This is a genomic window from Cellulomonas wangleii (genome assembly GCF_018388445.1).
Taxonomy (GTDB): Bacteria; Actinomycetota; Actinomycetes; order Actinomycetales; family Cellulomonadaceae; genus Cellulomonas; species Cellulomonas wangleii.
Window position 1 is genome coordinate 3,220,893 of the sequence record NZ_CP074405.1, and the last position, 21,365, is coordinate 3,242,257.

At 74.7% G+C, this 21,365-nt stretch carries 17 protein-coding genes; 8 read left to right on the plus strand and 9 right to left on the minus strand.

The window, feature by feature from the left end:
• Positions 1-80: 80 nt before the first annotated feature.
• Together KG103_RS14865 and trpS are read left to right on the plus strand one after the other, a co-directional pair.
• Complete coding sequence (locus tag KG103_RS14865) at positions 81-2,327, plus strand: MMPL family transporter (RefSeq protein WP_207339295.1); 2,247 nt, start codon at positions 81-83, stop codon at positions 2,325-2,327.
• Between the two features lie 157 nt (positions 2,328-2,484).
• Positions 2,485-3,597, plus strand: a complete 1,113-nt coding sequence (trpS, locus tag KG103_RS14870; RefSeq protein ID WP_207339296.1) for a tryptophan--tRNA ligase — start codon at positions 2,485-2,487, stop codon at positions 3,595-3,597.
• A gap of 135 nt (positions 3,598-3,732) precedes the next feature.
• Here the strand turns inward: trpS and gdhA are convergent, their stop codons facing one another.
• The 5 genes from gdhA to KG103_RS14895 all read right to left on the minus strand — a co-directional run bounded on the left by gdhA (position 3,733) and on the right by KG103_RS14895 (position 10,475).
• The gene (gene gdhA, locus KG103_RS14875; protein WP_207339297.1) at positions 3,733-5,070 is read right to left on the minus strand and encodes an NADP-specific glutamate dehydrogenase; all 1,338 of its coding nucleotides are present in this window, start codon (positions 5,068-5,070) and stop codon (positions 3,733-3,735) included.
• Between the two features lie 271 nt (positions 5,071-5,341).
• The gene (locus tag KG103_RS14880) at positions 5,342-6,742 is read right to left on the minus strand and encodes a glycoside hydrolase family 6 protein (RefSeq protein WP_207339298.1); all 1,401 of its coding nucleotides are present in this window, start codon (positions 6,740-6,742) and stop codon (positions 5,342-5,344) included.
• A 225-nt stretch (positions 6,743-6,967) separates the two neighbouring features.
• On the minus strand, positions 6,968-8,068 hold the full coding sequence (gene rsgA, locus KG103_RS14885) for a ribosome small subunit-dependent GTPase A (RefSeq protein ID WP_207339299.1): 1,101 nt from the start codon (positions 8,066-8,068) through the stop codon (positions 6,968-6,970).
• A 74-nt stretch (positions 8,069-8,142) separates the two neighbouring features.
• On the minus strand, positions 8,143-8,955 hold the full coding sequence (locus tag KG103_RS14890) for a M15 family metallopeptidase (protein WP_207339300.1): 813 nt from the start codon (positions 8,953-8,955) through the stop codon (positions 8,143-8,145).
• Positions 8,956-8,990: 35 nt separating this feature from the next.
• The gene (locus KG103_RS14895; protein ID WP_207339301.1) at positions 8,991-10,475 is read right to left on the minus strand and encodes an RNB domain-containing ribonuclease; all 1,485 of its coding nucleotides are present in this window, start codon (positions 10,473-10,475) and stop codon (positions 8,991-8,993) included.
• Positions 10,476-10,792: 317 nt separating this feature from the next.
• Between KG103_RS14895 and KG103_RS14900 the strand changes: the two genes are divergently transcribed.
• Positions 10,793-11,362 (plus strand): NADPH-dependent FMN reductase, encoded by a 570-nt coding sequence (locus tag KG103_RS14900; protein ID WP_207339302.1) that lies wholly within the window; start codon positions 10,793-10,795, stop codon positions 11,360-11,362.
• On the plus strand, positions 11,359-11,892 hold the full coding sequence (locus tag KG103_RS14905; RefSeq protein WP_207339303.1) for a flavin reductase family protein: 534 nt from the start codon (positions 11,359-11,361) through the stop codon (positions 11,890-11,892). Before KG103_RS14900 ends, KG103_RS14905 begins: the two co-directional genes overlap by 4 nt.
• A gap of 90 nt (positions 11,893-11,982) precedes the next feature.
• Here the strand turns inward: KG103_RS14905 and purL are convergent, their stop codons facing one another.
• Positions 11,983-14,382 carry a phosphoribosylformylglycinamidine synthase subunit PurL gene (gene purL / locus KG103_RS14910; RefSeq protein ID WP_207339304.1) on the minus strand — a complete coding sequence of 800 codons (2,400 nt, stop codon included), beginning with the start codon at positions 14,380-14,382 and terminating at the stop codon, positions 11,983-11,985.
• Between the two features lie 206 nt (positions 14,383-14,588).
• Between purL and KG103_RS14915 the strand changes: the two genes are divergently transcribed.
• Positions 14,589-15,248: an MBL fold metallo-hydrolase gene (locus tag KG103_RS14915; protein WP_207339305.1), complete on the plus strand. Its 660-nt coding sequence runs from the start codon at positions 14,589-14,591 to the stop codon at positions 15,246-15,248.
• A gap of 17 nt (positions 15,249-15,265) precedes the next feature.
• Here the strand turns inward: KG103_RS14915 and KG103_RS18915 are convergent, their stop codons facing one another.
• Positions 15,266-16,129: a DUF2599 domain-containing protein gene (locus KG103_RS18915; protein WP_249670616.1), complete on the minus strand. Its 864-nt coding sequence runs from the start codon at positions 16,127-16,129 to the stop codon at positions 15,266-15,268.
• Positions 16,130-16,218: 89 nt separating this feature from the next.
• Here KG103_RS18915 and KG103_RS14925 point away from each other — a divergent pair, with 89 nt between their 5' ends.
• Together KG103_RS14925 and KG103_RS18920 are read left to right on the plus strand one after the other, a co-directional pair.
• On the plus strand, positions 16,219-16,389 hold the full coding sequence (locus KG103_RS14925; RefSeq protein WP_207339306.1) for a heme biosynthesis protein HemY: 171 nt from the start codon (positions 16,219-16,221) through the stop codon (positions 16,387-16,389).
• A gap of 324 nt (positions 16,390-16,713) precedes the next feature.
• Positions 16,714-17,097: an alpha/beta fold hydrolase gene (locus KG103_RS18920; RefSeq protein ID WP_249670617.1), complete on the plus strand. Its 384-nt coding sequence runs from the start codon at positions 16,714-16,716 to the stop codon at positions 17,095-17,097.
• A gap of 293 nt (positions 17,098-17,390) precedes the next feature.
• On the opposite strand, the gene KG103_RS14935 is transcribed toward KG103_RS18920, so the two are convergent.
• Together KG103_RS14935 and KG103_RS14940 are read right to left on the minus strand one after the other, a co-directional pair.
• Entirely contained in the window at positions 17,391-18,854 is a 1,464-nt protein-coding gene (locus KG103_RS14935) for an APC family permease (RefSeq protein ID WP_249670618.1), read from the minus strand.
• A 202-nt stretch (positions 18,855-19,056) separates the two neighbouring features.
• Positions 19,057-20,463 (minus strand): glutamate decarboxylase, encoded by a 1,407-nt coding sequence (locus KG103_RS14940; protein WP_089798188.1) that lies wholly within the window; start codon positions 20,461-20,463, stop codon positions 19,057-19,059.
• Positions 20,464-20,759: 296 nt separating this feature from the next.
• On the opposite strand from KG103_RS14940, the gene KG103_RS14945 reads away from it, so the two are divergent.
• The gene (locus KG103_RS14945) at positions 20,760-21,206 is read left to right on the plus strand and encodes a pyrimidine dimer DNA glycosylase/endonuclease V (RefSeq protein WP_207339308.1); all 447 of its coding nucleotides are present in this window, start codon (positions 20,760-20,762) and stop codon (positions 21,204-21,206) included.
• The last annotated feature ends 159 nt before the right edge of the window (positions 21,207-21,365 follow it).

The window sequence follows — 21,365 nt, forward strand, 5'->3', positions numbered from 1 at the left end:
CGGGTGCGGCCACTCCTGACCGGCACCCCACCGCCGGGCCAGCGTGGGACCCGACCGCTCGTCGAGCCCCGGAGGCCACCATGCACACCCTCGGACACCGTCCCCCGCCCCGCGGCCCCGCCCCGGACCCGGCCGCCGGGAGCGCGCACCGCGCCGCAGCCCACGGCCCGGTCTCCCGGGTCGCCGTCCGCGCCGCCCGCTGGAGCGCGACCCACCCCGCGTGGGCCATCGGTGGGTGGTTCGCCCTCGTGGTCGTGTGCGCGGCGCTCAGCGCGCTCGTGCCCACGCAGACCATCCAGGAGGAGGACACCGGCATCGGCGGCTCGGGCACCGCCGCGGCGTGGGTCGCGGAGTCGGGGCTCGCCGAGGCGGACACCGAGCTGGTCCTCCTCACCGCCGGCCCGGCGGGCCTCGACGCGGCCCTCGCCGGGGCCGAGGACCTCACCCGGAGCCTCAGCGGGCGTGCGGAGGTGTCCGCGGTCGCGCCCGCGGTCCCCGCTCCTGACGGGTCCGCGGTGCTCGTCGCGGTCGAGCTCGCCGACGGGACCGACGACGTCACCGCGCTCGCGCAGGCCGTCGCGGACGTCGCCGACCGCCATCCCGGCCTCGACGTCGAGCAGGCGGGCGAGGTCTCGCTGCAGGCCGCGATCGACGAGCGGGTGGCCGAGGACCTGGTGGCGGCCGAGATCGTGTCGCTGCCGGTCACGCTGCTGCTCATGCTGCTGGCGTTCGGCGCGGTCGTCGCCGCCGGGATCCCGGTGCTGCTCGGGGTGTCCGCCGTCGCCGCGACGCTCGGGGTCTCGGCCGTGCTGTCGCACGTCGTGCCGGCCGACCCGACGGTCGCGAGCATGGTCGTCCTCATCGGGATGGCCGTCGGCGTCGACTACACGCTCTTCTACCTCAAGCGGGAGCGCGAGGAGCGCGCCCGGGGACGCAGCACGTCGGCCGCCGTGGAGATCGCCGCCGAGACGTCGGGCCACGCGATCGTGGTGTCCGGTGCGGCGGTCGCGGTGTCGCTGTCCGCGCTGTACCTGCTGCAGCTCGCGACGTTCTCGTCGCTGGCGACGGGCGCCGTCGCCGTGGTCGCCGTCTCCGTGGTCGGCTCCCTGACGGTGCTGCCCGCGCTGCTGGTCGTCCTCGGGCACCGCGTCGACCGTCCACGCGTCCCCCTGCTGTGGCGGCTGCAGCGCCGCATCGGCCCCGGAGCCGTCAGCCGTCGCGTCCTCGGTCCGGCGGTGCGTCACCCGCTCGCCGCCGTGGTGGTGGCCGGCGTGGTCACGCTCGCCGCCGCGGCGCCCGCGCTGGGCATGCGGCTGCACGGCGGTGACCTCGCCACCCTGCCGCCCGACGTGGCGGAGGTCGGCACGCTCACCCGGGTCGCCGAGACGTTCCCGTCGCGCGGGGAGACGATCGACGTCGTGGTGCGCGGCGACGCGGCGCAGCAGGACGAGGTCGTGGCGGCGCTCGGCTCGCTGGAGTCCGCCGCCCTGGCCACGGGCCGGTTCACCGACGTCGGCGACGTCCCGCCCGTGGCCGCGGACGACGGCCGCACGCACGTCCTCACCCTGGCCGTGCCGCTGAAGAGCGCCGACCCCGCCCTGGACGACGTGGTGCGCGAGGTCCGCGACGACCTGGTCCCGGCCGCGCTCGACGGACTGGACGTCGAGGCCGTGGTCGGTGGCTGGCCCGCGGCCGACCTCGACCGCACGCAGCGGCAGTCCGAGCGGATGCCCTGGGTGATCGGGGTCGTGCTGCTGCTGACCTGCGTGACCATGGCCGTCTCGTTCCGCAGCGTGCCGCTCGCCCTGGTCTCGACCGCGCTGAACCTGCTGTCGGTGGGCGTCGCCTTCGGGGTGCTGCGCCTGGTCTTCCAGGAGGGCTGGCTGGCCGGCCCGCTGGCGTTCACGGCGCCGGGCTTCGTCATCGACTGGGTGCCGCTGTTCGTCATGGTGGTGCTGGTCGGCCTGTCGATGGACTACCACGTCTTCGTCCTCAGCCGGGTCCGGGAGCGGGTGGTGCGTGGCGTGGCCCCGGGTGCGGCGGTCCGCGACGGCGTCGCCGACTCCGCGGGTGTCGTCACGAGTGCCGCCGCGGTCATGGTCTCGGTGTTCGCGATCTTCGCGACGTCGAGCATGCTCGAGCTGAAGATGCTGGGCGTGGCGCTGGCCGTGGCCATCCTCGTCGACGCGACCGTCGTGCGGCTGGTGCTGCTGCCGGGGCTGCTGACGCTCCTCGGCGACCGCGTGTGGCGTGGCCGCCCGACCGGGCCGGCCCTGGCGGGATCGGCACGCACCGGGACCCTTGAGGCGGCGGTGCCCACGCACTAGCGTCCCGGGTATGACCTCGACCCGCACCCACGTCATGTGGTGGCCGCTGCCCTGACGCAGCCGTGGGTCACCCGCCGAGCTGCTCACGCGGCTCGGCGGGTCCACGTCAGGTCCCTGCGCGGCCGCGCGACGGCTCCTCCCCGAGGAGAGCACCGACATGCCGACCACCGCCCGCTCCGCACCGTCCGCCGCACCGTCCCCCGCTCCTGCCGCCGGCACCCGTTCCGGGCCGGACCACGCCGACCACGCCCGCCCCGACGTCCTGACGCTCGAGGAGGTGCTGGCGCGGGACCCGGGGACCTTCCGGGTGCTGACCGGCGACCGTCCCACGGGCGCGCTGCACGTCGGGCACCTGTTCGGCACCCTGGCCACGCGCGTCGCGCTGCAGCGGCACGGCGTCGAGACCTTCGTCGTGGTCGCGGACTACCAGGTGATCACCGACCGGGACGACGCCGGGGACCTGCCCGCGACCGTGCGGGAGGTGGTGCTCGACTACCTCGCCGCGGGGCTCGACCCCGAGGCCACGACGGTCTTCGTGCACTCGGACGTCCCCGCCGTGCACCAGCTCATGCTGCCGTTCCTCTCGCTGGTGACCGTCGCCGAGCTGGACCGCAACCCCACGGTCAAGGCCGAGCTCGCCGCGTCCGGACGCGCCCTGTCCGCCCTGCTGCTGACGTACCCCGTGCACCAGGCCGCGGACATCCTCTCGGTCCGCGGCACGCTGGTCCCCGTGGGGCGCGACCAGCTGCCGCACCTGGAGCTGACGCGCACCGTCGCGCGGCGGTTCACCCGCCGGTACGGGCCCGTCCTGACGGAGCCGACCGCGCTCCTGTCGCAGGCTCCGCTCGTCCTGGGCACGGACGGGGCCAAGATGAGCAAGAGCCGCGGCAACGCGATCGAGCTGCGCGCGGACGCCGACGCCACGGCCGCGGCGGTGCGCGGGGCCCGGACGGACGCCCGACGCACCATCACCTACGACCCGGCACACCGCCCCGAGGTCTCCAACCTGCTGCTGCTGGGCGCGCTGGCGTCCGCGCGGACGCCGCAGGACCTCGCCGACGAGATCGCGGACGGGGGCGCGGCCGCACTCAAGGCGTACGTCACCGACGCCCTCGTCGCGCACCTCGCGCCCGTGCGGGCCCGCCGGGCCGAGCTGGCGCGCGATCCGTTCCTCGTGCGCGACGTCCTGGCGCGCGGGGCCGCGCGGGCCGCCCAGGAGGCCGACGCGACGCTGGCCGACGTCCGGCGGGCGATGCGGCAGACGTCCTGACGGCCGGCTCGGACACGTCGGCGGCCCGGCACGTCCGCGACCGTGCCCGGGCGCGGCCACCGGGGACGCGACCCCGGGACGCACGAGGGCGGCCCGGCAGGTGCCGGGCCGCCCTCGTGGACGGGTCGGGTCGGGTCAGACGACGCCGAGAGCGAGCATCGCGTCCGCGACCTTGGTGAAGCCGGCGATGTTGGCGCCGAGCACGTAGTTGCCCGGGTCGCCGTACAGCTCGGCGGTCTCCTCGCAGTTGTCGTGGATGCGCGCCATGATCGTGGCGAGCCGCTCCTCGGTGTGCTCGAACGACCACGCGTCACGGCTGGCGTTCTGCTGCATCTCGAGAGCCGACGTCGCCACGCCACCGGCGTTCGCGGCCTTGCCGGGCGCGTAGAGGACGCCGGCACCCTGCACGAGCGCGACCGCCTCGGGCGTCAGCGGCATGTTGGCGCCCTCGGCCACGGCGAGCAGGCCCGCGTCGACCAGGCGCTTGGCGTCGCTCTCGTCGAGCTCGTTCTGCGTGGCGCACGGCAGCGCGACCTGCGCGTCGACCTGCCACACGCGGGCCGCCGGCACGTAGTGCGCCCCGCTGCGGCGCGCCGCGTACTCCTCGACGGGTCGGCGCTCGACCTCGCGGACCTGCTTCAGCACCTCGAGGTCGATGCCCGCCTCGTCGACGACGTACCCGTGCGAGTCCGAGCAGGCCACGACGTGCGCGCCGAGGGACTGCGCCTTCTCGATCGCGTGGATCGCGACGTTGCCCGCCCCGGACACCACGACGCGCATGCCGTCGAACGACAGGCCACGGGTGGCCAGCATGCGCTCGGCGAACAGGACGGTGCCGTAGCCCGTGGCCTCGGTGCGCACCAGCGAACCGCCCCACGTCACGCCCTTGCCGGTGATGACACCCGACTCGTAGCGGTTGGTGATGCGCTTGTACTGGCCGAACAGCCAGCCGATCTCGCGGCCGCCGACGCCGATGTCACCCGCCGGCACGTCGGTGTACTCCCCGATGTGCCGGTACAGCTCGGTCATGAACGACTGGCAGAACCGCATGACCTCGCCGTCGGAGCGCCCACGCGGGTCGAAGTCGGAGCCGCCCTTGCCGCCGCCGATGGGCATGCCGGTCAGGGAGTTCTTGAAGACCTGCTCGAAGCCGAGGAACTTCACGATCCCCAGGTACACCGAGGGGTGGAACCGCAGGCCGCCCTTGTACGGGCCGAGCGCGGAGTTGAACTCGACGCGGAAGCCGCGGTTGATGCGGACCCGTCCCTGGTCGTCCACCCACGGCACGCGGAAGATGATCTGCCGCTCGGGCTCGCAGAGGCGCTCGAGCACGGCCGCGTCCACGTAGTGGGGATGCCGTTCGAGCACCGGGCCGAGACTCTCGAAGACCTCGGTGACGGCCTGGTGGAACTCGCGCTCACCGGGGTTGCGCGCGAGCACCTGTTCGAGGACACGCTCGAGCTGTACCTGCATGGGTCGCTCCGCTCTGCTCAGCGAGGACGGGGAATCCTCTCGAGCGTAGGTCGCGTCCCTGTGGACGGGACAGGACGTCCGACCCGTGGTCAGCGACGTGCCGGTCGGGCGGGCGCGGACGCGGTGGCCAGGGGCCCGGACGCGACGAGGCCGCGGACACACCCCCGTCCGGGGTGTCCGCGGCCTCGTCCTCGGTGCGCGTGCGCCTCAGCGCCGCCGCGCACCGGTGGGTGGTCGTGTCATCGACACGCCACCGGCCGGTGGCGGTGCGTCACCACTTCGCGTTGCGGGCCAGCTCCAGTGCCATCTCCTGCCACCACTGGCCGGCACCGGGCCCGCCGTTGCAGGCACCGTCCGACTCACCGGGCAGCTTGATCCACAGCAGGGCGTCGAGCCCGCTGCCGTCGTTGACCCGCGTGGGGCGCTCACCCAGGGCGCGGCCCCGGGGGTTGCACCACTCGGAGCCCGCCGGGCCGTTGCCGTTGCGCGACGTGTCGATGACGAACGTCTTGCCACCGGTCAGGCGCGAGATCTCCTGCCCGTAGGCCTTGGCCTCGGCGGTCGTGCGGTAGTTCGACACGTTGAGCGAGAAGCCGACGGCGTCGCTGAACCCGATGCGGTTGAGGCGGTTCGCGGCCTCGGTCGTCGAGAGCCACGCGGAGTGCCCGGCGTCGATGTAGACACGGGCGCCCTTGGCCGTCAGCGCCTTGGCCGCGTACTGCAGGAACCCGACCCGGTCGCCCTGACCGGAGCAGTCACCGAGCTGCGCGAGGGCGTCGGGCTCGAGGACGACCCAGGGGTTGCCCTGGATGCCCTGGGCGACGGTGTCGATCCAGCGCGCGTACTCGGACTCCGACACGCCGCCGCCGGAGTGCGAGCCGCAGTCGCGGCCCGGGATGGCGTAGACGACGAGGACGGCGGTCTTGCCCGCGGCGCGCGCGGCACCGGTGATGTCCCGCACCTCCTGCTGGGCGTGCGCCGCGTCGTTCCAGTTGCCGACCCAGTACGCCTGCGGCGTGAGCGCGATCTTCTCGAGCAGGGCCTTGTCGCTGCCGGACGCGGCCTGCCACGCGCGGTACGACTGGTTCGTCGTGTCGACGTGGAACTGGCTGTTCGACACCGGCGGGGGCGTCGTCGGGTTCTGCGTGGGTGTGATCACCGGCGTGGGGGTGACGACCGGGCTGGGCGTCACGGAGGGGGTGACCGAGGGCGTCGGGCTCGACGTCGGACCCGCGACGCCACCGGTGCAGGTGGTGCCGTTGAGGGTGAACGAGGTCGGGGCGTTGTTGCTGCCGGCCCACGAGCCGTTGAAGCCCACCTGGACGTTGGCGTTGGTGCCGAGCGAGCCGTTCCACGGCACGTTCTTCACGCTGACCTGCGAACCGGTCGTCGAGACGACCCCGTTCCACAGCTGCTGGATGCTCTGGCCGTCGGCGAACGACCAGCGCAGGTCCCAGGACGACAGCGGGTCGCCCAGGTTCGTGACGGTCACCGTGGCGCCGAAGCCGCCGGGCCACTGGCTCGTCACGGAGTAGTCGACGCGACAGCCGGCGGCGGCCTGCGCCGCGGTCGAGGTCAGCGCCGTGACTCCGGCGGCCACGACCGCGCTGGCGGCGAGGGCCGCGACGACCTTGCGCCGGGTGGTGGAGACCACCTTCGTGCGGGGGGACATGGGCTCTCCTCGGGTCGGGTCGGCGTCGGGCACGCCGACGCCGGCGAGCCGGTCGGCGCGCCCGGGGGGGCGTCGTCCTCGACGCCGTCCCCGAACGACTCCCCGATCACACCCGAGCGGGGTGCGGCCTGGCGAGCGGACGGTCGTGCCCTAATCGTTTTTGCCCGGGCAGGCGGACGTCGAACCGCTTACGTGCCCGCCGGGGCAGCCGCGCCCGTCACCCCGTCAGGGCCGCGGCGCACCGCGCCCCCGCAGCGCCCGGTGGTGGTCGCGCGTGATCCGTCGCCACCGGGCCCGCTCCTCGGCCGCGAGCCGCGCGTCCGCACGACGGGCCTGGTAGGCGGCCTCGCGGGCCAGCTTGCGCCAGCTCGCCAGCCGGCGGGCCGGCAGCTCACCGCTCGCGACGGCCGCCTGCACCGCGCAGCCGGGCTCCCGCTCGTGGGAGCAGTCCGTGAAGCGGCACGCGGCCGCGAGCGCCGTCACGTCGGCGAACGTCGCGTCGAGCGCCTCGGGCGCGGCGACGAGGCCGATCCCCCGCAGCCCCGGCGTGTCGACGAGGACCGCGCCGTCGGCCAGGGGCACCAGCTCCCGGTGGGTCGTCGTGTGCCGGCCCCGGCCGTCCACGCGGACCTCCCCCGTCGCCATGACCTCCCGGCCGGCGAGGCGGTTGACCAGGCTCGACTTGCCCGCGCCCGACGCCCCCACCACCACGATCGCCACGCCCGGCGCCAGCAGCGCCCGCAGCGGCTCGAGGCCCGCGCCGTCCAGCACGCTCACCGCGTGGACGTCCACGCCGATCGCGACCTGCGCCACCTCGGCGGCCATGCCGTCGGGGTCCGGGACGAGGTCCGCCTTGGTGAGCACGACGACGGGCCGGGCGCCGGAACGCCACGCCAAGGTCAGCAGCCGCTCGACCCGCCCCAGGTCCGGGTCGGGATCCAGGTGCTCGACCACGAGCACGACGTCGACGTTCGCCGCGACGACCTGCTCGAGCGACGTGCGGCCGGCCGAGTCGCGCACCACCGCCGTGCGCCGCGGGTGCAGGCCGGTCGCGCGCAGGGCGGTCGCGTGCAGTGCTGTCGCGTGCTCGTCGGCGGGCCACGTCTCACCTGCGTCGTCGCCGACCACGTCGACCACGTCGCCGACGGTCGGGGGCGTGCGCGTGCCGTCGGGCAGCGGCAGCAGGCCGTCGCGGGGCAGCTCCGCGCGCCGTGCGACCGCACCCAGGTCCGCGTCGGGGACGACGAGGACCGCACCGCGCTCGGCCCGCACGACGCGGGCGCGCAGCGGCGCGCCGGCGGGTGGCTGCGGTGCGGACGTGCTCACCCCTCGACGGTAGGTCGGGCGTCGCGCGCGGGCGACGGCTTTTCCGTCCCCCGGCACCGTCGGGCCCGACGCCCTCAGCCGGTGGGGTAGTCCGGTCCTCCGGGGACCCCGAACGCCTCCTCGAGCGAGCCGACGCCCTGGGCGTGCAGCCACGCGGTCAGGTCGCGGCCCACCCAGCGCAGGTGCCAGCCCTCCGGCGCGTACCCGGTGACCGCGGTGTTCTGCTCGGTGTAGCGCACGACGAACCCGTGCTCCCAGGCGTGCTCGGCGAGCCACCGGCCCTCGGCCGTCTGCGCGAAGCAGGTCTGCAGGTTGCACTCCGGCTGCGTCCCGGAGTCGATGTCCACCGCGAGGCCGGTCTCGTGCTCCGAGAACCCGGGGCGCGCCGAGTAGCGCTCGGCGTGCGCGAACCCGCGACGCCCCTCGACGTCGGCACGCGCCGCGGCCTGCTCGGCGTACGACCGGAACCCGCTGCGCACGACGAGCCGGGCACCCGCCTGGTCCGCCGCCGCGACCATCGCCGCGAGGTCCGGCTGCACGGCGGCCCGCAGCCGCGCCCCGCCCACGTCCACGAGGTCGCCCGGCACGTGGTCCGCCGCGATGGGGTGCTGCTTGTTGACGATCACCCACGGGCTCGCGGGGTCCGTCGTGGAGTGCGTGGCCAGGTCGAACGTGGGCTCCGGTGCCGGCTCGGGCTCGGCCGCGGGCGCGTAGGACGGCACGGGCAGGGCCTCGTGCCAGGGCACCTCCTCGGTGAGGCCCTGGATGCGCATCGCCGGGTCGCCCGCCAGCTCGGACCACAGCCCGGTGGCGGCTCCGCCGATGCCCACGACGGCCACCACCACGAACCCGGCGACCAGGATGCCGCGCCAGGGACGAGGGGTCATGGACGCCGATCGTAGGGGCAATCCGGACGAATCCGTCACCGCGCCACGAATGTCACCCGTCGGTGGGGCACCGACACCTCGTCCAGCCGAGCGTCGAGCGTCTCCCCGAGCGGCAGGACGCCCGACGCGGACGTCACCGGGGCCACGACGGCGGGGTCGCGCAGCTGCAGGGCGCCGCGCACCCGGCCGTCGCGCGGCTCGTCCGCGTCGACCACCACACCGGTGAACACCTGGCCGACCCGGGGCGCCAGCACGGCGGCCTCGACCAGGTCCAGCACCCCGCGGTCGAACGCCGCGACGCGCCGCCCGGTGCGCGACATCGTGGCGGGCAGCTCGGGCAGCTGCTCCTGCACCCATCCCGGCACGTCGTGACCACCGACGGCGGCGAGGCAGACCTCGGTGCCGTAGCGGTCGACGAGCCGGCGCAGCGGGGCGGTGACGTGCGCGTACGGCGCGCGGATCGCGCCGTGCTCCGCGTCGTGCCCGGTGGGCGGCGCCTCGTGCGGGCCGAAGGTGCGGTAGCCGGCCCCGCGGAACAGCGTGGTGGCCTCCCGCAGGAACGCGGCGTGGGGGCCGAGGCGCGAGTCGAGGCCTGCCAGCAGGTCGGGGTAGGGCACGTCGTCGGGCCAGTCGATGTCGAGGGCGCGCGCCGTGCGCCGCAGCCGCGCGACGTCCCGCGGGTCGGCGGGCGGCAGCGTCCGGACGACGCCGGCACCGACGTCGAGCATGAGCCGGGCGGCGACGATGCCGGTGAGCAGGGAGATCTGCGCGTTCCAGCCCTCGACGGGCAGCGTCGCGCGGAACCGCAGGCCGAAGGTGCCGTCGTCGGCGCGCACCACCTCCTGCTCGGGGACGTCGAGGGACGCCCCGCCGCGGTCGCGCTCGCGCGCCTCGCGCAACCGGCCGACGGCGGCCAGCGACTGCAGGAGGTCGTCGGCCGTGCCCGCGTCGAGCCGGTCCTGCACCTCGCCGTAGGCGAGCTGGGCCCGGCTGCGCACGGTCGCCCGCTCCACGTGGACGTCGACGGGCTCACCGTCGGCGTCGAGGTCGATGCTCCACAGCACGGCCGGGCGCACCTGCCCGGGCAGGAGGCTGGCGGCGCCCTCCGAGAGCACCGTCGGGTGCAGGGGGACGCGCCCGTCGGGGCTGTAGCAGGTCAGGCCGCGGCGGTGCGTCTCGGCGTCCAGCGGTCCGCCGGGTGCGACGAAGGCGGCGACGTCGGCGATGGCGTACCGCACCCGCCACCCGGCACCGCGCCGTTCGACGTGGACCGCCTGGTCGAGGTCGGTCGAGCCCACCGGGTCGACGGTCACGAAGGGCACGTCGGTGCGGTCCGCGCGCGGTCCGGGGACGCGCGCGTCGTCCGGTCCGCGTCGGGCAGCCTCCTGCGCCTCGGCGAGCACCTCGGGCGGGTGGGCGCCCGGCAGCTCGACCTCCTCCCGCAGGGCCGCGAGCCCCGCGGTCACGGCGGACGTCGTGGCGTCGGAAGGGGCGAGGAGGCGGACGGGACGAACGGGCACGCAGGCACTGTAGGTGCTGCGGGCGCCACGGGCGCACCGGGGGGACGTCTCACCAGTCAAGAAAGCCGACCGTTCTTATCCTCTTTTCGGGACCGCGTGCCTAGCCTCGACGCCAGGACGCACCCACGCCGCGCACCGGCCGGCGGGACGGGGGACCGCATGAGCACCACGGGGCACGCCGCCGACCGCCGATGTCGGCGCCGCGGTCACGCGCCCGCCGTCCCGGCGCCCGCGTCCCGCCCGCCGCGCCACCGACCCGCCGGTCGGTCGCGCGCACCCCCGCGCACCCGCCCACGCCCACGCCCCAGGAGAGACCCATGCCCCGACCCGACCCCGTGCGCGTCGCCGCGCTCGTCGGCAACCCCCGCTCCGGATCCCGCACGCTGGCCGCCGCCGCGGCCCTGGCCCGCACGCTCGCCGTGCGGCTCGACCCCACCGCCGCGGCTGCCGGTCCCGCGTCCGTCGTGGACCTCGCGACGCTGGCGCCCGCGCTGCACGCGCAGCCCCGCACCCCCGACCTCGACGCCGCGCTGCGGGCCGTGGCGGACGCCGACGTCCTCGTCGTCGCCACCCCCGTCCACAAGGCGTCGTTCACGGGCCTGCTCAAGTCGTTCCTCGACCTGTACGGCCCCGACGGCCTCGCCGGGGCCGTCGCCGTACCGCTGGTCGTCTCGGCCTCCGCCGCCCACGCGCTGGTCGGCGAGGTGCACCTGCGGCCCGTGCTGGTCGAGCTCGGCGCCACGGTCCCCACCCGGTCCCTCACGCTGCTGGACGCGGAGCTGGCCGACGTCGCACCGGTCGTCGAGCGCTGGTGGCAGCGCGCCGAGGACCCGCTGCGGCGGGCCGTCGGCGCGGACCGCACCCGCGCCCTGGAGGTGGCGCGATGAGCACGAGCACCCACGACCTGCACCACCTGGAACGCCTCCTGGCCGAGCACGACGAGCCGACGCTCACACCCGACGAGTACAAGCAGGTGTTCCGCCGGCACGCCGCCGGCGTCGCGGTCGTCACCCTGCGGGACGGTGACCGGCTCGTGGGCTTCACGGCGACGTCCGTCATCTCGGTGTCCGCCGCGCCGCCGCTGCTGGCGTTCTCGCTCGCGTCGGGGTCGTCGTCGTGGCCCGCGCTGTCCCGGGCGACCACCGTCGCGGTGTCCTTCCTGGCCGAGGGCCAGCAGGACGTGTCGACGCGGTTCGCGACCTCGGGGATCGACCGGTTCGCCGCCGGCGGCTGGACGCCGCTGCCGACCGGGGAGCCGGTCGTCGACGGGGCGCAGGCGTGGGTGCGCGGACGGGTCGTCCAGCGCACCCCCGTCGGCGACAGCCACCTGGTCTCGCTGCGGGCCCTCAGCCACGGTGTGAGCTGCGCGCGCCCGCTCGTCTACCGCGACCGGGTCTACCACCGCCTCACCACCTGACCCCGCCCGGACGTGACGGAGCGACCCGGTCGCGCCCAGGCAGCCTGGGTGTGACCGGGTCGCTCCCCCACCCGAGGGCGGGGCGGTCCGTCAGCCGAAGAGGCGCGGGAGGGTGGCCTCCCACTCCGCGCGGGCCTCGGTCAGCGGCAGGGTGAACAGGCCGCTCACCTCGACCGCGGCCGCGTGCACGTGGTCGTCGTCGTCGACCGGCGTGCCGGCACCCAGGGTGCAGGTCTCGGCCGTCTCGCCCAGCCGCAGGGCCGGGACGCCGCGGGCGGTGCACAGGTCGAGCAGGCGCACCTCCTCCGAGCGCGGGACCGCCACGACCGCGCGGGCCTGCGACTCCGAGAACAGCGCCTCGAACGGCGTCAGCCCGTCGCGCTCGCACAGCGCGTCGAGGCTGACCTGCACCCCGACGCCGTACCGCAGGCTCGACTCGACGAGCGCGAGGCCCAGGCCGCCCTCGGACAGGTCGTGCGCGGCGTCGACCAGCTCGTCCCGCGCGGCGGCGACGAGCACCTGCGCCAGACGGCGCTCGGCGTCCAGGTCGACGCGCGGCGGCACGCCACCGAGGTGGTCGTGCACGACGTCGGCCCAGGCGGAGCCGTCGAGCTCGGCACGCGTCGTCCCCAGCAGGTACACGGCCTGCCCGGGAGCGGTCCACCCCGACGGCACGGCGTCGGCCACGTCGTCGAGCACGCCCAGCACGCCGACGACGGGCGTCGGGTGGATCGCGGAGTCGATCTGGCCGGGCTCCCCCGTGCCGTTGTACAGCGAGACGTTGCCACCGGTCACCGGCACCTCGAGCACCTGGCACGCGTCCGCGAGCCCGCGGATCGCCTCGACGAGCTGCCACATGGTGTCGGGGTGCTCGGGGCTGCCGAAGTTGAGGCAGTCGGTGACGGCCAGGGGCCGCGCGCCGACGGTGGCGACGTTGCGGTACGCCTCGGCGAGCGCGAGCTGCGCGCCGGTGTACGGGTCGAGCTTGGTGTAGCGGCCGTTGGCGTCGGTGGCCAGCGCGACGCCCAGGCCCGTGGTCTCGTCGACGCGCACGACCCCGGAGTCGTCGGGCTGCGCGAGCGCGGTGTTGCCCTGCACGAACCGGTCGTACTGGTCGGTCACCCACGCCGGGGAGGCGAGGTTGGGCGAGGCGAGCAGCCGCAGCAGCGTGGCGCGCAGCTCGTCGCCGCCCGACGGTCGGGCGTAGCGCGCCGCACCCTCGGGGGTGCTCACGGAGTCCGCGACCAGCCCGTCCTGCCAGGCGGGACGCGCGTACGGCCGGTCGTACACCGGGCCGTCGTGCGCGACCGTCTTCGGGTCGACGTCGACGATCCGCTGCCCGAAGTGGTCGATCGTCAGCCTGCCGGTGCCGGTGACCTCGCCGATGACGGCGGTCTCGACGTCCCACCTCGACGTGATGGCGAGGAACTCGTCGAGCTTCTCGGGCCGGACCACGGCCATCATCCGCTCCTGCGACTCGGACATGAGGATCTCGCCAGCCGTCAGGGTGGGGTCGCGCAGCAGCACGTTCTCCAGGTCGACGTGCATGCCGCCGTCACCGTTCGACGCGAGCTCGCTCGTCGCGCAGGAGATGCCGGCCGCGCCCAGGTCCTGGATGCCCTCGACGACGCGTGCCGCGTACAGCTCGAGGCAGCACTCGATGAGCACCTTCTCCATGAACGGGTCGCCGACCTGCACCGACGGGCGCTTGGACGGCTTGGTGTCGTCGAACGTCTCCGACGCCAGGATCGACGCGCCGCCGATGCCGTCGCCGCCGGTGCGCGCACCGAACAGGACGACCTTGTTGCCGACGCCCGAGGCGTTGGCCAGGTGGATGTCCTCGTGGCGCAGCACGCCCAGGCACAGCGCGTTGACCAGCGGGTTGCCCTGGTAGCAGGAGTCGAAGACCAGCTCGCCGCCGATGTTCGGCAGGCCCAGGGAGTTGCCGTACCCGCCGACGCCGGCGACGACCCCGTGCACGACGCGCGCGGTGTCCGGGTGCTCCGGGGCGCCGAACCGCAGCTGGTCCATGACCGCCACGGGACGCGCACCCATCGAGATGATGTCGCGCACGATGCCGCCGACACCCGTGGCCGCACCCTGGTAGGGCTCGACGTACGACGGGTGGTTGTGCGACTCGACCTTGAACGTCACGGCCCAGCCGTCACCGATGTCGACGACGCCCGCGTTCTCGCCGATGCCGACGAGCAGGTGCTCCTTCATCGCCGGCGTGGTCTTCTCGCCGAACTGCCGCAGGTGCACCTTCGACGACTTGTACGAGCAGTGCTCGGACCACATGACGGAGTACATCGCGAGCTCGGCCGCGGTGGGGCGGCGGCCGAGGATGTCGCGGATCCGCTGGTACTCGTCCGGCTTGAGGCCGAGCTCGGCGAACGGCTGCTCGACCTCCGGGGTGGCCGCGGCGTGCTCGACGGTGTCGGACGCATGCGGGGCGGACGGGACGTCGGGGCGCGCAGGTGCGGTGGTCATCGGTTCCCTCGGTGGAGGCCGGGTCCGCAGGGGCGGCTCGCCCGCGCAGGTCCCGCGCCGCAGGTCGGCAGACCCGGTCAGCGTACCGGCGTGCGGGCAGCCGACGGGCCCGGTGTCCACCGTCGGGCCGCCTGGCGCGAACCCGCCCGTCACGGCACTCTCGTCGCAGCGACCACCCGCATCCCGCGGGCGCCGGAGGAGGAACCGTGACCACCATCCGCTCGCTGGGCCACGCCTGCGTCCGCCTCGACCGCGACGACCAGGTGCTGGTCATCGACCCCGGCACCTGGAGCGACGCCGACGCCCTCGCGGGCGCGACGGGCGTCCTCGTGACGCACGAGCACCCCGACCACGTGGACCCGCCGCGCCTCCTCGCGGCGCTCGACGACTCGCCCCGCCTGGAGGTGTGGGCCCCGGCCGGCGTCGTCGACCAGCTGGTGGCCGCCGGCGCGGACCTCGCACGGCTGCACGTGGTCGTGGAGGGGGACCGGTTCGAGGCCGCGGGCTTCCCGGTCGAGGCGCTGGGCGAGTGGCACGCCGTCATCCACCCCGACATCCCCCGGATCCCCAACCTCGCCTACCTGGTCGACGGTGTCGTGCTGCACCCCGGGGACTCGTTCACGCCGCCGCCGCCGGGCACCCACGTCGAGGTGCTGTGCGTGCCGGTCAGCGCGCCGTGGCTCAGGCTCGCGGACGCCGTCGACTACGTGCGCCTCGTCCGCCCGGCCCTCGCCGTGGCGATCCACCACGGCATCCTCAACGACGACGGGCTCGCACTGGTGGACCGCGTCGTGGGGCAGCTCGTCCCGCCGACGGGCTACCGGCGCCTGGCGCCGGGCGAGAGCCTGACGCTCGACGACGACTGACCCTGCGCGGCGTCCGCTCAGGCGTCGTCGTCGGTGGGGTTGCAGCGGGTGGCGAGCAGCGTGGTCGTCGGGACCTCGGGCCGCCACGGCTCGAGGTTCCACGACGCCTTGTCGCGCGCGCCGAGCACGTGGCACCACAGCTGGGCCTGCATCGAGGGCGACGCGGCCTCGGGCTCGGTGGCCGAGAGCTGGGAGGCGAGCGCCTGCTGCGCGGCCAGGCCGCCGTCGCGCACCCACGGGCGCGGCACCACGGCCAGGGAGCGGCCGCCCTCGTTCTCGCCCCACGTCGCGCCCTCCAGCGGCACGGTCCCCACGACGAACGACGCCGATCCCGTCGGCCCGTCCAGCGCCACCACGTCGCCGGAGGGACGCCAGGCGGCGCGGGTGCCGTCGGCCGCGACGGGGGCCGCGAGCGCCGCGACGACCGTCCCGGCCTCGTCGTGCAGGGTCAGTGACCCGTCGCTCTGCACCTCGCCGCGACCGCCGGACGGCGGCGCGACCCACGCGAGGGTGCCGGGCGCGCCCTGCACGGTCACCGCGACCGACCCGTCGCCCTGGTCGACGACCTGCAGGTCGCCGCCGTCGACGGGCAGCAGCGACCCGGCGTCGTGACCGGGCCGCGCGGCGTCGGCGAGGGGCGCCCCGTCCCGCAGGACGCTCTCGGCGTCGGGGACCACCGGGGCGGCACCGGCGGACGGGGCGTCGGCCGACGGCGCGGCCGTGCTCGCCGCAGGGGTCGCGGGCGCCGCCGTCACGTCGTCGGACGGACCGCACCCGGCCGTGAGCCCGGCCACGACGGCCGCGGCGACACCCGCCCGCGCGGCGCGCGCCGCGAGGACGCGGCGGGCCGCACCGTCCCGACCCACCGCGCGCGCACCCACGCGGCGACCGTACCGTCGTACTGCACGGTGAGGCGTGGACACCGCGCCCCCCGGGTGGCAGATTGCGTGCACCCGACGAAGGGACCGTCATGTCGAGCACCGAGCCCGGCCACGTGCCGGACCCCGAGCGGCAGGAGTTCCGCCGGCTCCCGGAGCCGATCGCGTTCGAGGACATGGTGGCGAGCGTGGACGTGCGCCCCGTGCCCGACCCCGACGGCGGCCGGGACCCCAACCACGAGTGGATGCTGCGGCACGGCTGAGCACCCCGGCCCGCGCCGGCACCGGATCGCGCGAGCCCGCGGCGCTGAGCGCGCGCCGGGCTGTCGCCGCCGTGGCCCGTCACGGCGCCCCCGCACGCACGTGTCACCGCGTCGAGAGGCCGTTGACCTCTCTCAGGTATAACGGTTAACCCGCTCGCCACGTGGTCGCCCTCCCGCAACGACGCCGGGCCCGACCACGTTCTGCGACCGGATGGTCGGCGCGACGGTCTCGCCTTCGACGTACGCGACCACGGGCCGGGTGACACGCCGGTCGTCGTGCTGCTCCATGGGTTCCCGCAGGACGCGTCAGCGTACGACGCCGTCGTGCCGCTCCTGACGGACGCCGGCGTGCGCACGCTCGTGCCCGACCAGCGCGGCTACTCCCCCGGCGCCCGCCCGCGCGGGCGCCGGCCGTACGCGGTGCGCGAGCTCGTCGCGGACGTCGTGGCGCTGCTCGACACCGCCGAGCACGCGCACGTCGCCGGGCACGACTGGGGCGGCGGGATCGCGTGGGCGCTCGCCGCGCACCGGCCGGACCGCGTCGCCTCGCTCACCGCGCTCGGCACCCCGCACCCGGCCGCGATGCGGTCCGGGCTGCTGCGCGGTCAGGCGCTGCGGTCCTGGGTACATCGGCGCGTTCCAGGTCCCGCGGCTGCCCGAGCGCGCTCTGCTCGCCGACGACGGCGCCCGGCGCGCTCACCGCCGTGATCGCCTGGTACCGCGCGCTCCCGCTCGCCGGGTCGGGGACCGCGCGTGCCGTCCGGGTCCCGACGACGTACGTCTCGGCCCGTCGGGACCGGTTCTTCGCACCGGCGTCGATCTCGACGCCGACCACTGGCTGCCCGAGCACCGGCCGGCCGACGTCGCCGCGGCCGTGCTCGGGCAGGTGCGTGCCTGAAGCACGCACGTCCCGAGCGGCCGTCCCCGCAGGCACGCGACCGCCCCGACCGACCACGATCGGTCGGGGCGGTCGGCATGACATCACGACCACCGCCCGGAGGTCAGCCTCCGGCGGTCGTGCCCGTCGGCGACGGGGTCCCGCCGGGTGTGACGGGGTCCGCGACGGGATTGACCAGCACGTTGTCGCTCGTCGCCCGCTCAGCCGTCGTACGGCGGTCCCACCCGGGGCGCCGCAGCGCGTAGAACAGCAGCGGCGGACCGCCGAGCACGATGACGACGGCCGCGACGACGAGCGGGTAGGCGACCTCCGACAGCCCGGTGAAGCCGGACGGACGGATGAACGCCAGCACGAACGCGACGGCGCAGGCGACGAACCCGACACCCGCGACGAGCTTCATCGCGGGCGTGCGGTACGTCCGCACCACCTGCGGCTGGGTCCGACGCAGCCGGATCGCCGACGCGAACATGATCATGTACATGATCAGGTAGAGCGCCGCCGCCATGTCGACGAGAGCGATGAAGGCGGTGTTGCCGTTCGGCACGAGGACGAACAGCAGCGCCAGCAGCGTGACGATCCCGCCCTGCACCATCAGGATGCCCACCTGCACCCCGGCCTTGTTGCGCCGCTGCAGGGCAGGGGGCAGCAGGCCGGTGTGGGCCGCGGCGAGCAGCCCGCGCGAGGGTCCCGCGATCCACGTGACGACCGACGCGAACGCCCCGAGCGCGATGAGCAGCGAGACCACCGGCGTGCCCCAGGCCATGCCCCAGTGGTCGAAGAACTGCTGGAAGGCGAGGTTGATGCCGTTGGTCACCCCGAGGTCGCCCTTCGGGACGGCCACGGAGATCGCGATGGTCGGCAGGATGAACACCAGGAGGATGAGGACCGTCGCGGCCGCGATCGACCGGGGGAAACCCTTGCCGGGGTTCTTCAGGTCGTTGGCGTGGACCGCGTTGACCTCCATGCCGGCGTACGCGAGCACGTTCGACACGATGAGCACGATCGACGCGATGCCCGTCCAGGGCGGGATCACCGCCGACGCCTCCAGCGGGGTCTGCGACGGTTCGCCGGTGGCCAGCCAGATGCCGCCGAAGACGATCAGGAGCAGCGCCGGCAGCAGCGTGCCGAAGATGCCGCTCCACGAGCCGACCTTGGCGAACAGGTTGCCTCCGGCGAGCGTGATGAGGGTCGAGCCCCAGTACAGGACGAGGATCACGACCGCCGTGTAGACACCGTTGGAGACGAGCCGCTGGTCGCCCACGACGAACGACAGGCTGGCCGCGATGAACGCGATCTGCGTGGGGTACCAGACGACGTTCTGGATCCACTGCAGCCAGATCGCGAGGAATCCGACCCTCTCGCCGTACGCCTCGCGCGCCCAGGTGAAGATCCCGCCCTTCCACCCCGTGGCGAGCTCGGCCGCGACGAGCGCGGTCGGCACGAGGAACAGGATCGCGGGGAGGACGAAGAGGGTCACCGACCCCAGCCCGTACGTCGCGATCGCCGGCAGCGACCGCAAGGACGCCACCACCACGACCGTGAGCATCGAGAGCTGGAGCACGGACATGAACGTCGCGGGGCCGGCCGCGGGCGCACCGATGGCGGGACCGGAGTGACCGGCGGGCTGCCGCGCCCCGGGCTCTCCGTAGGGGTGCGGCGTGACGTGATCAGCACTGGGGGCGTGCGTGCCGTCGGCACGCACGTAGGTTCCAGCGTCCCCGGGCACGGGGACGCTGCGGGTGGTCGACATGACAGCCTCCGTCCGTGCGTCAGTGGTGGAAGCCGGAGCGCTGCCTCTCGGTGGGCATCGGTCCGGTGAGGGCATCGAGGTAGGCGACCTCCTCACGCAGGTCGTCCAGGAAGGCCGAGGCCAGGTCGTGGCTGAACCCGTTGCGCACCACGATCCGCTGCACCGTGACGTCGGGGAGGTCGTCCGGCATCGGGTACGCCGGGACGAGCCAGCCCTTGGTGCGCAGACGGTCGGACAGGTGGTAGAGGTTCCAGTTCGTCGTGTACCCCTCGCGCAGCCGCCAGGCGAACACCGGGATGTCCGAGCCGTCGTTCCACAGCTCGAACGCCGGCATCTTCGCGATCTCGTCCGCCAGGTAGCGCGCGACGTCGTGCGACGTCTGCTGGACCGCCGTGTACCCGGCCCGGCCGAGGCGGAGGAACAGGTAGTACTGCAGCAGGACCTGAGCACCGGGCCGCGAGAAGTTCAGCGCGAACGTCGGCATGTCACCGCCGAGGTACGACACCCGGAAGACGAGGTCCTCGGGCAGCGACTCCAGGTCACGCCAGACCACCCACCCGAGACCCGGGTAGACCAGGCCGTACTTGTGGCCGGAGGTGTTGATCGACGCGACCCGCTCGACGCGGAAGTCCCACTCCAGGTCGGGCTGGACGAACGGAGCGACCATGGCACCCGACGCGCCGTCGACGTGGATCGGGACGTCGAGGCCCGTCGCCTCCTGGATGCGGTCGAGCGCGGCGGCGATCTGCTTCACCGGCTCGTACATGCCCGTGTACGTCACGCCCATGATCGCGACGACACCGATCGTGTTCTCGTCGACGTACTTCTCCAGGTCGTGCCCGTCGAGGACCTTGTGGTCCCACGAGATCGGCACGTAGCGCGCCTCGACCTCGAAGTAGTTGCAGAACTTCTCCCAGCACACCTGCACCGCGCTGGACAGCACGAGGTTGGGCCGGTCCGTGGGCTTCCCGGCGGCACGCCGCGCGTGCTGCCAGCGCCGCTTGAGCGCCAGACCGCCCAGCATCGCGGCCTCGGACGAGCCGATCGTCGAGGTCCCGATCGTGTGCTCGGGGTCAGGCGCGTGCCACAGGTCGGCGAGCATCGTCCAGCACCGCGTCTCGACGGCCGCGGTCTGCGGGTACTCGTCCTTGTCGATCATGTTCTTGTCGGCGGCCTCGAGGTACAGCCGCGACGCGTACTCGTCCATCCACGTGCCCACGAACGTGGCGAGGTTGAGGCGAGCGTTGCCGTCCAGCATCGCCTCGTCGTGGACGATCTGGTAGGCCGTGGCCGGTAGTGATTCCTCGTCCGGCAGTCTGAACTTCGGGACAGCCGTGGCCTCGCCCGGACGGGCGAAGACCGGGTTCAGCTCGACCACGTCGGGTTCGTCGTGGCGACGAGCCGCTCGGCGAGTGTTCGTAACCATGGTGGTTCCCCCTGTGAGCTACGAGCTCGCGGGCGCGAGCCCGTGTTTTCACGATATGCCTGGTCCCAGGATCGGATTCCTGCCCGAAGGTCCTAGTTCTCGCGCGGGTGGAGGGGCTTTCCTCGCGGCCGCGGCCGAGTGGCTCGACGCGCGGGCCTGCACGTCCCGAGCAGTCACCCCGGCCGGCACCTCCCCGACCGACCACGGCTCGGTCGGCTCGACGTCGCCTGACGTCTACGCACGGAGCTGCCCGAGCACCGACCGGGCGACGTCGCCGTCCGCGGGCGAGTGTGCCCGTGAGGCTGTGGTCGCTGCACCCGGCGCTCCTCGACCGCGCCGGCCTCGTCGCGTGCTGGCGCGAGGCGCTGCTCGCGCAGGCCGTCCTCGCGGGCCGCACCCGTGGGTACACCCGGCACCCGCAGCTCGCACGGTTCCGTGCGCACCCCGAGCCGGAGGTCGCGATCGCCGCGTACCTGCACGCCGTCGCCGACGAGCCGAAGACCCGCGGCTACCGCTTCGACACGACCCGCATCGAGGCCACCGCATCCGAGCGGATCGGCACCACACCACGGATCCCGGTGACCGACGGGCAGCTCGCGCTCGAGTGGCGGCACCTGCTCGCCAAGCTCGAGGTCCGCTCGCCCGAGCGGTGGACGCAGTCGGTGCAGGCCGGCCGGCCGTTACCGCACCCCCTGCTCGTCGTCGTCCCGGGTGACGTCGAGGAGTGGGAGCGGGCGACCTGACGCGCTCGTCGGGCGCCCTGGCGGACCACCTCGAACGGGGCCCGCCCGGACACCCGGCCCTCGATGCCGGCCGTGACGAACTCCTCGGCGCGAGCTGTTCGACGGTCTCGAGGCCGGGTGCACGCGTGACCCCGTCGGCCGACGGCGCGCCGGACGGCG

Bases quoted from the DNA above. Each gene is read 5' to 3' on its own strand.
- KG103_RS14865 (WP_207339295.1), top strand. From the start codon at position 81: ATGCACACCCTCGGACACCGTCCCCCGCCCCGCGGCCCCGCCCCGGAC.
- trpS (WP_207339296.1), top strand. From the start codon at position 2,485: ATGCCGACCACCGCCCGCTCCGCACCGTCCGCCGCACCGTCCCCCGCT.
- gdhA (WP_207339297.1), bottom strand. From the start codon at position 5,070: ATGCAGGTACAGCTCGAGCGTGTCCTCGAACAGGTGCTCGCGCGCAAC.
- KG103_RS14880 (WP_207339298.1), bottom strand. From the start codon at position 6,742: ATGTCCCCCCGCACGAAGGTGGTCTCCACCACCCGGCGCAAGGTCGTC.
- KG103_RS14890 (WP_207339300.1), bottom strand. From the start codon at position 8,955: ATGACCCCTCGTCCCTGGCGCGGCATCCTGGTCGCCGGGTTCGTGGTG.
- KG103_RS14900 (WP_207339302.1), top strand. From the start codon at position 10,793: ATGCCCCGACCCGACCCCGTGCGCGTCGCCGCGCTCGTCGGCAACCCC.
- KG103_RS14905 (WP_207339303.1), top strand. From the start codon at position 11,359: ATGAGCACGAGCACCCACGACCTGCACCACCTGGAACGCCTCCTGGCC.
- purL (WP_207339304.1), bottom strand. From the start codon at position 14,382: ATGACCACCGCACCTGCGCGCCCCGACGTCCCGTCCGCCCCGCATGCG.
- KG103_RS14925 (WP_207339306.1), top strand. From the start codon at position 16,219: ATGTCGAGCACCGAGCCCGGCCACGTGCCGGACCCCGAGCGGCAGGAG.
- KG103_RS14935 (WP_249670618.1), bottom strand. From the start codon at position 18,854: ATGTCCGTGCTCCAGCTCTCGATGCTCACGGTCGTGGTGGTGGCGTCC.
- KG103_RS14940 (WP_089798188.1), bottom strand. From the start codon at position 20,463: ATGGTTACGAACACTCGCCGAGCGGCTCGTCGCCACGACGAACCCGAC.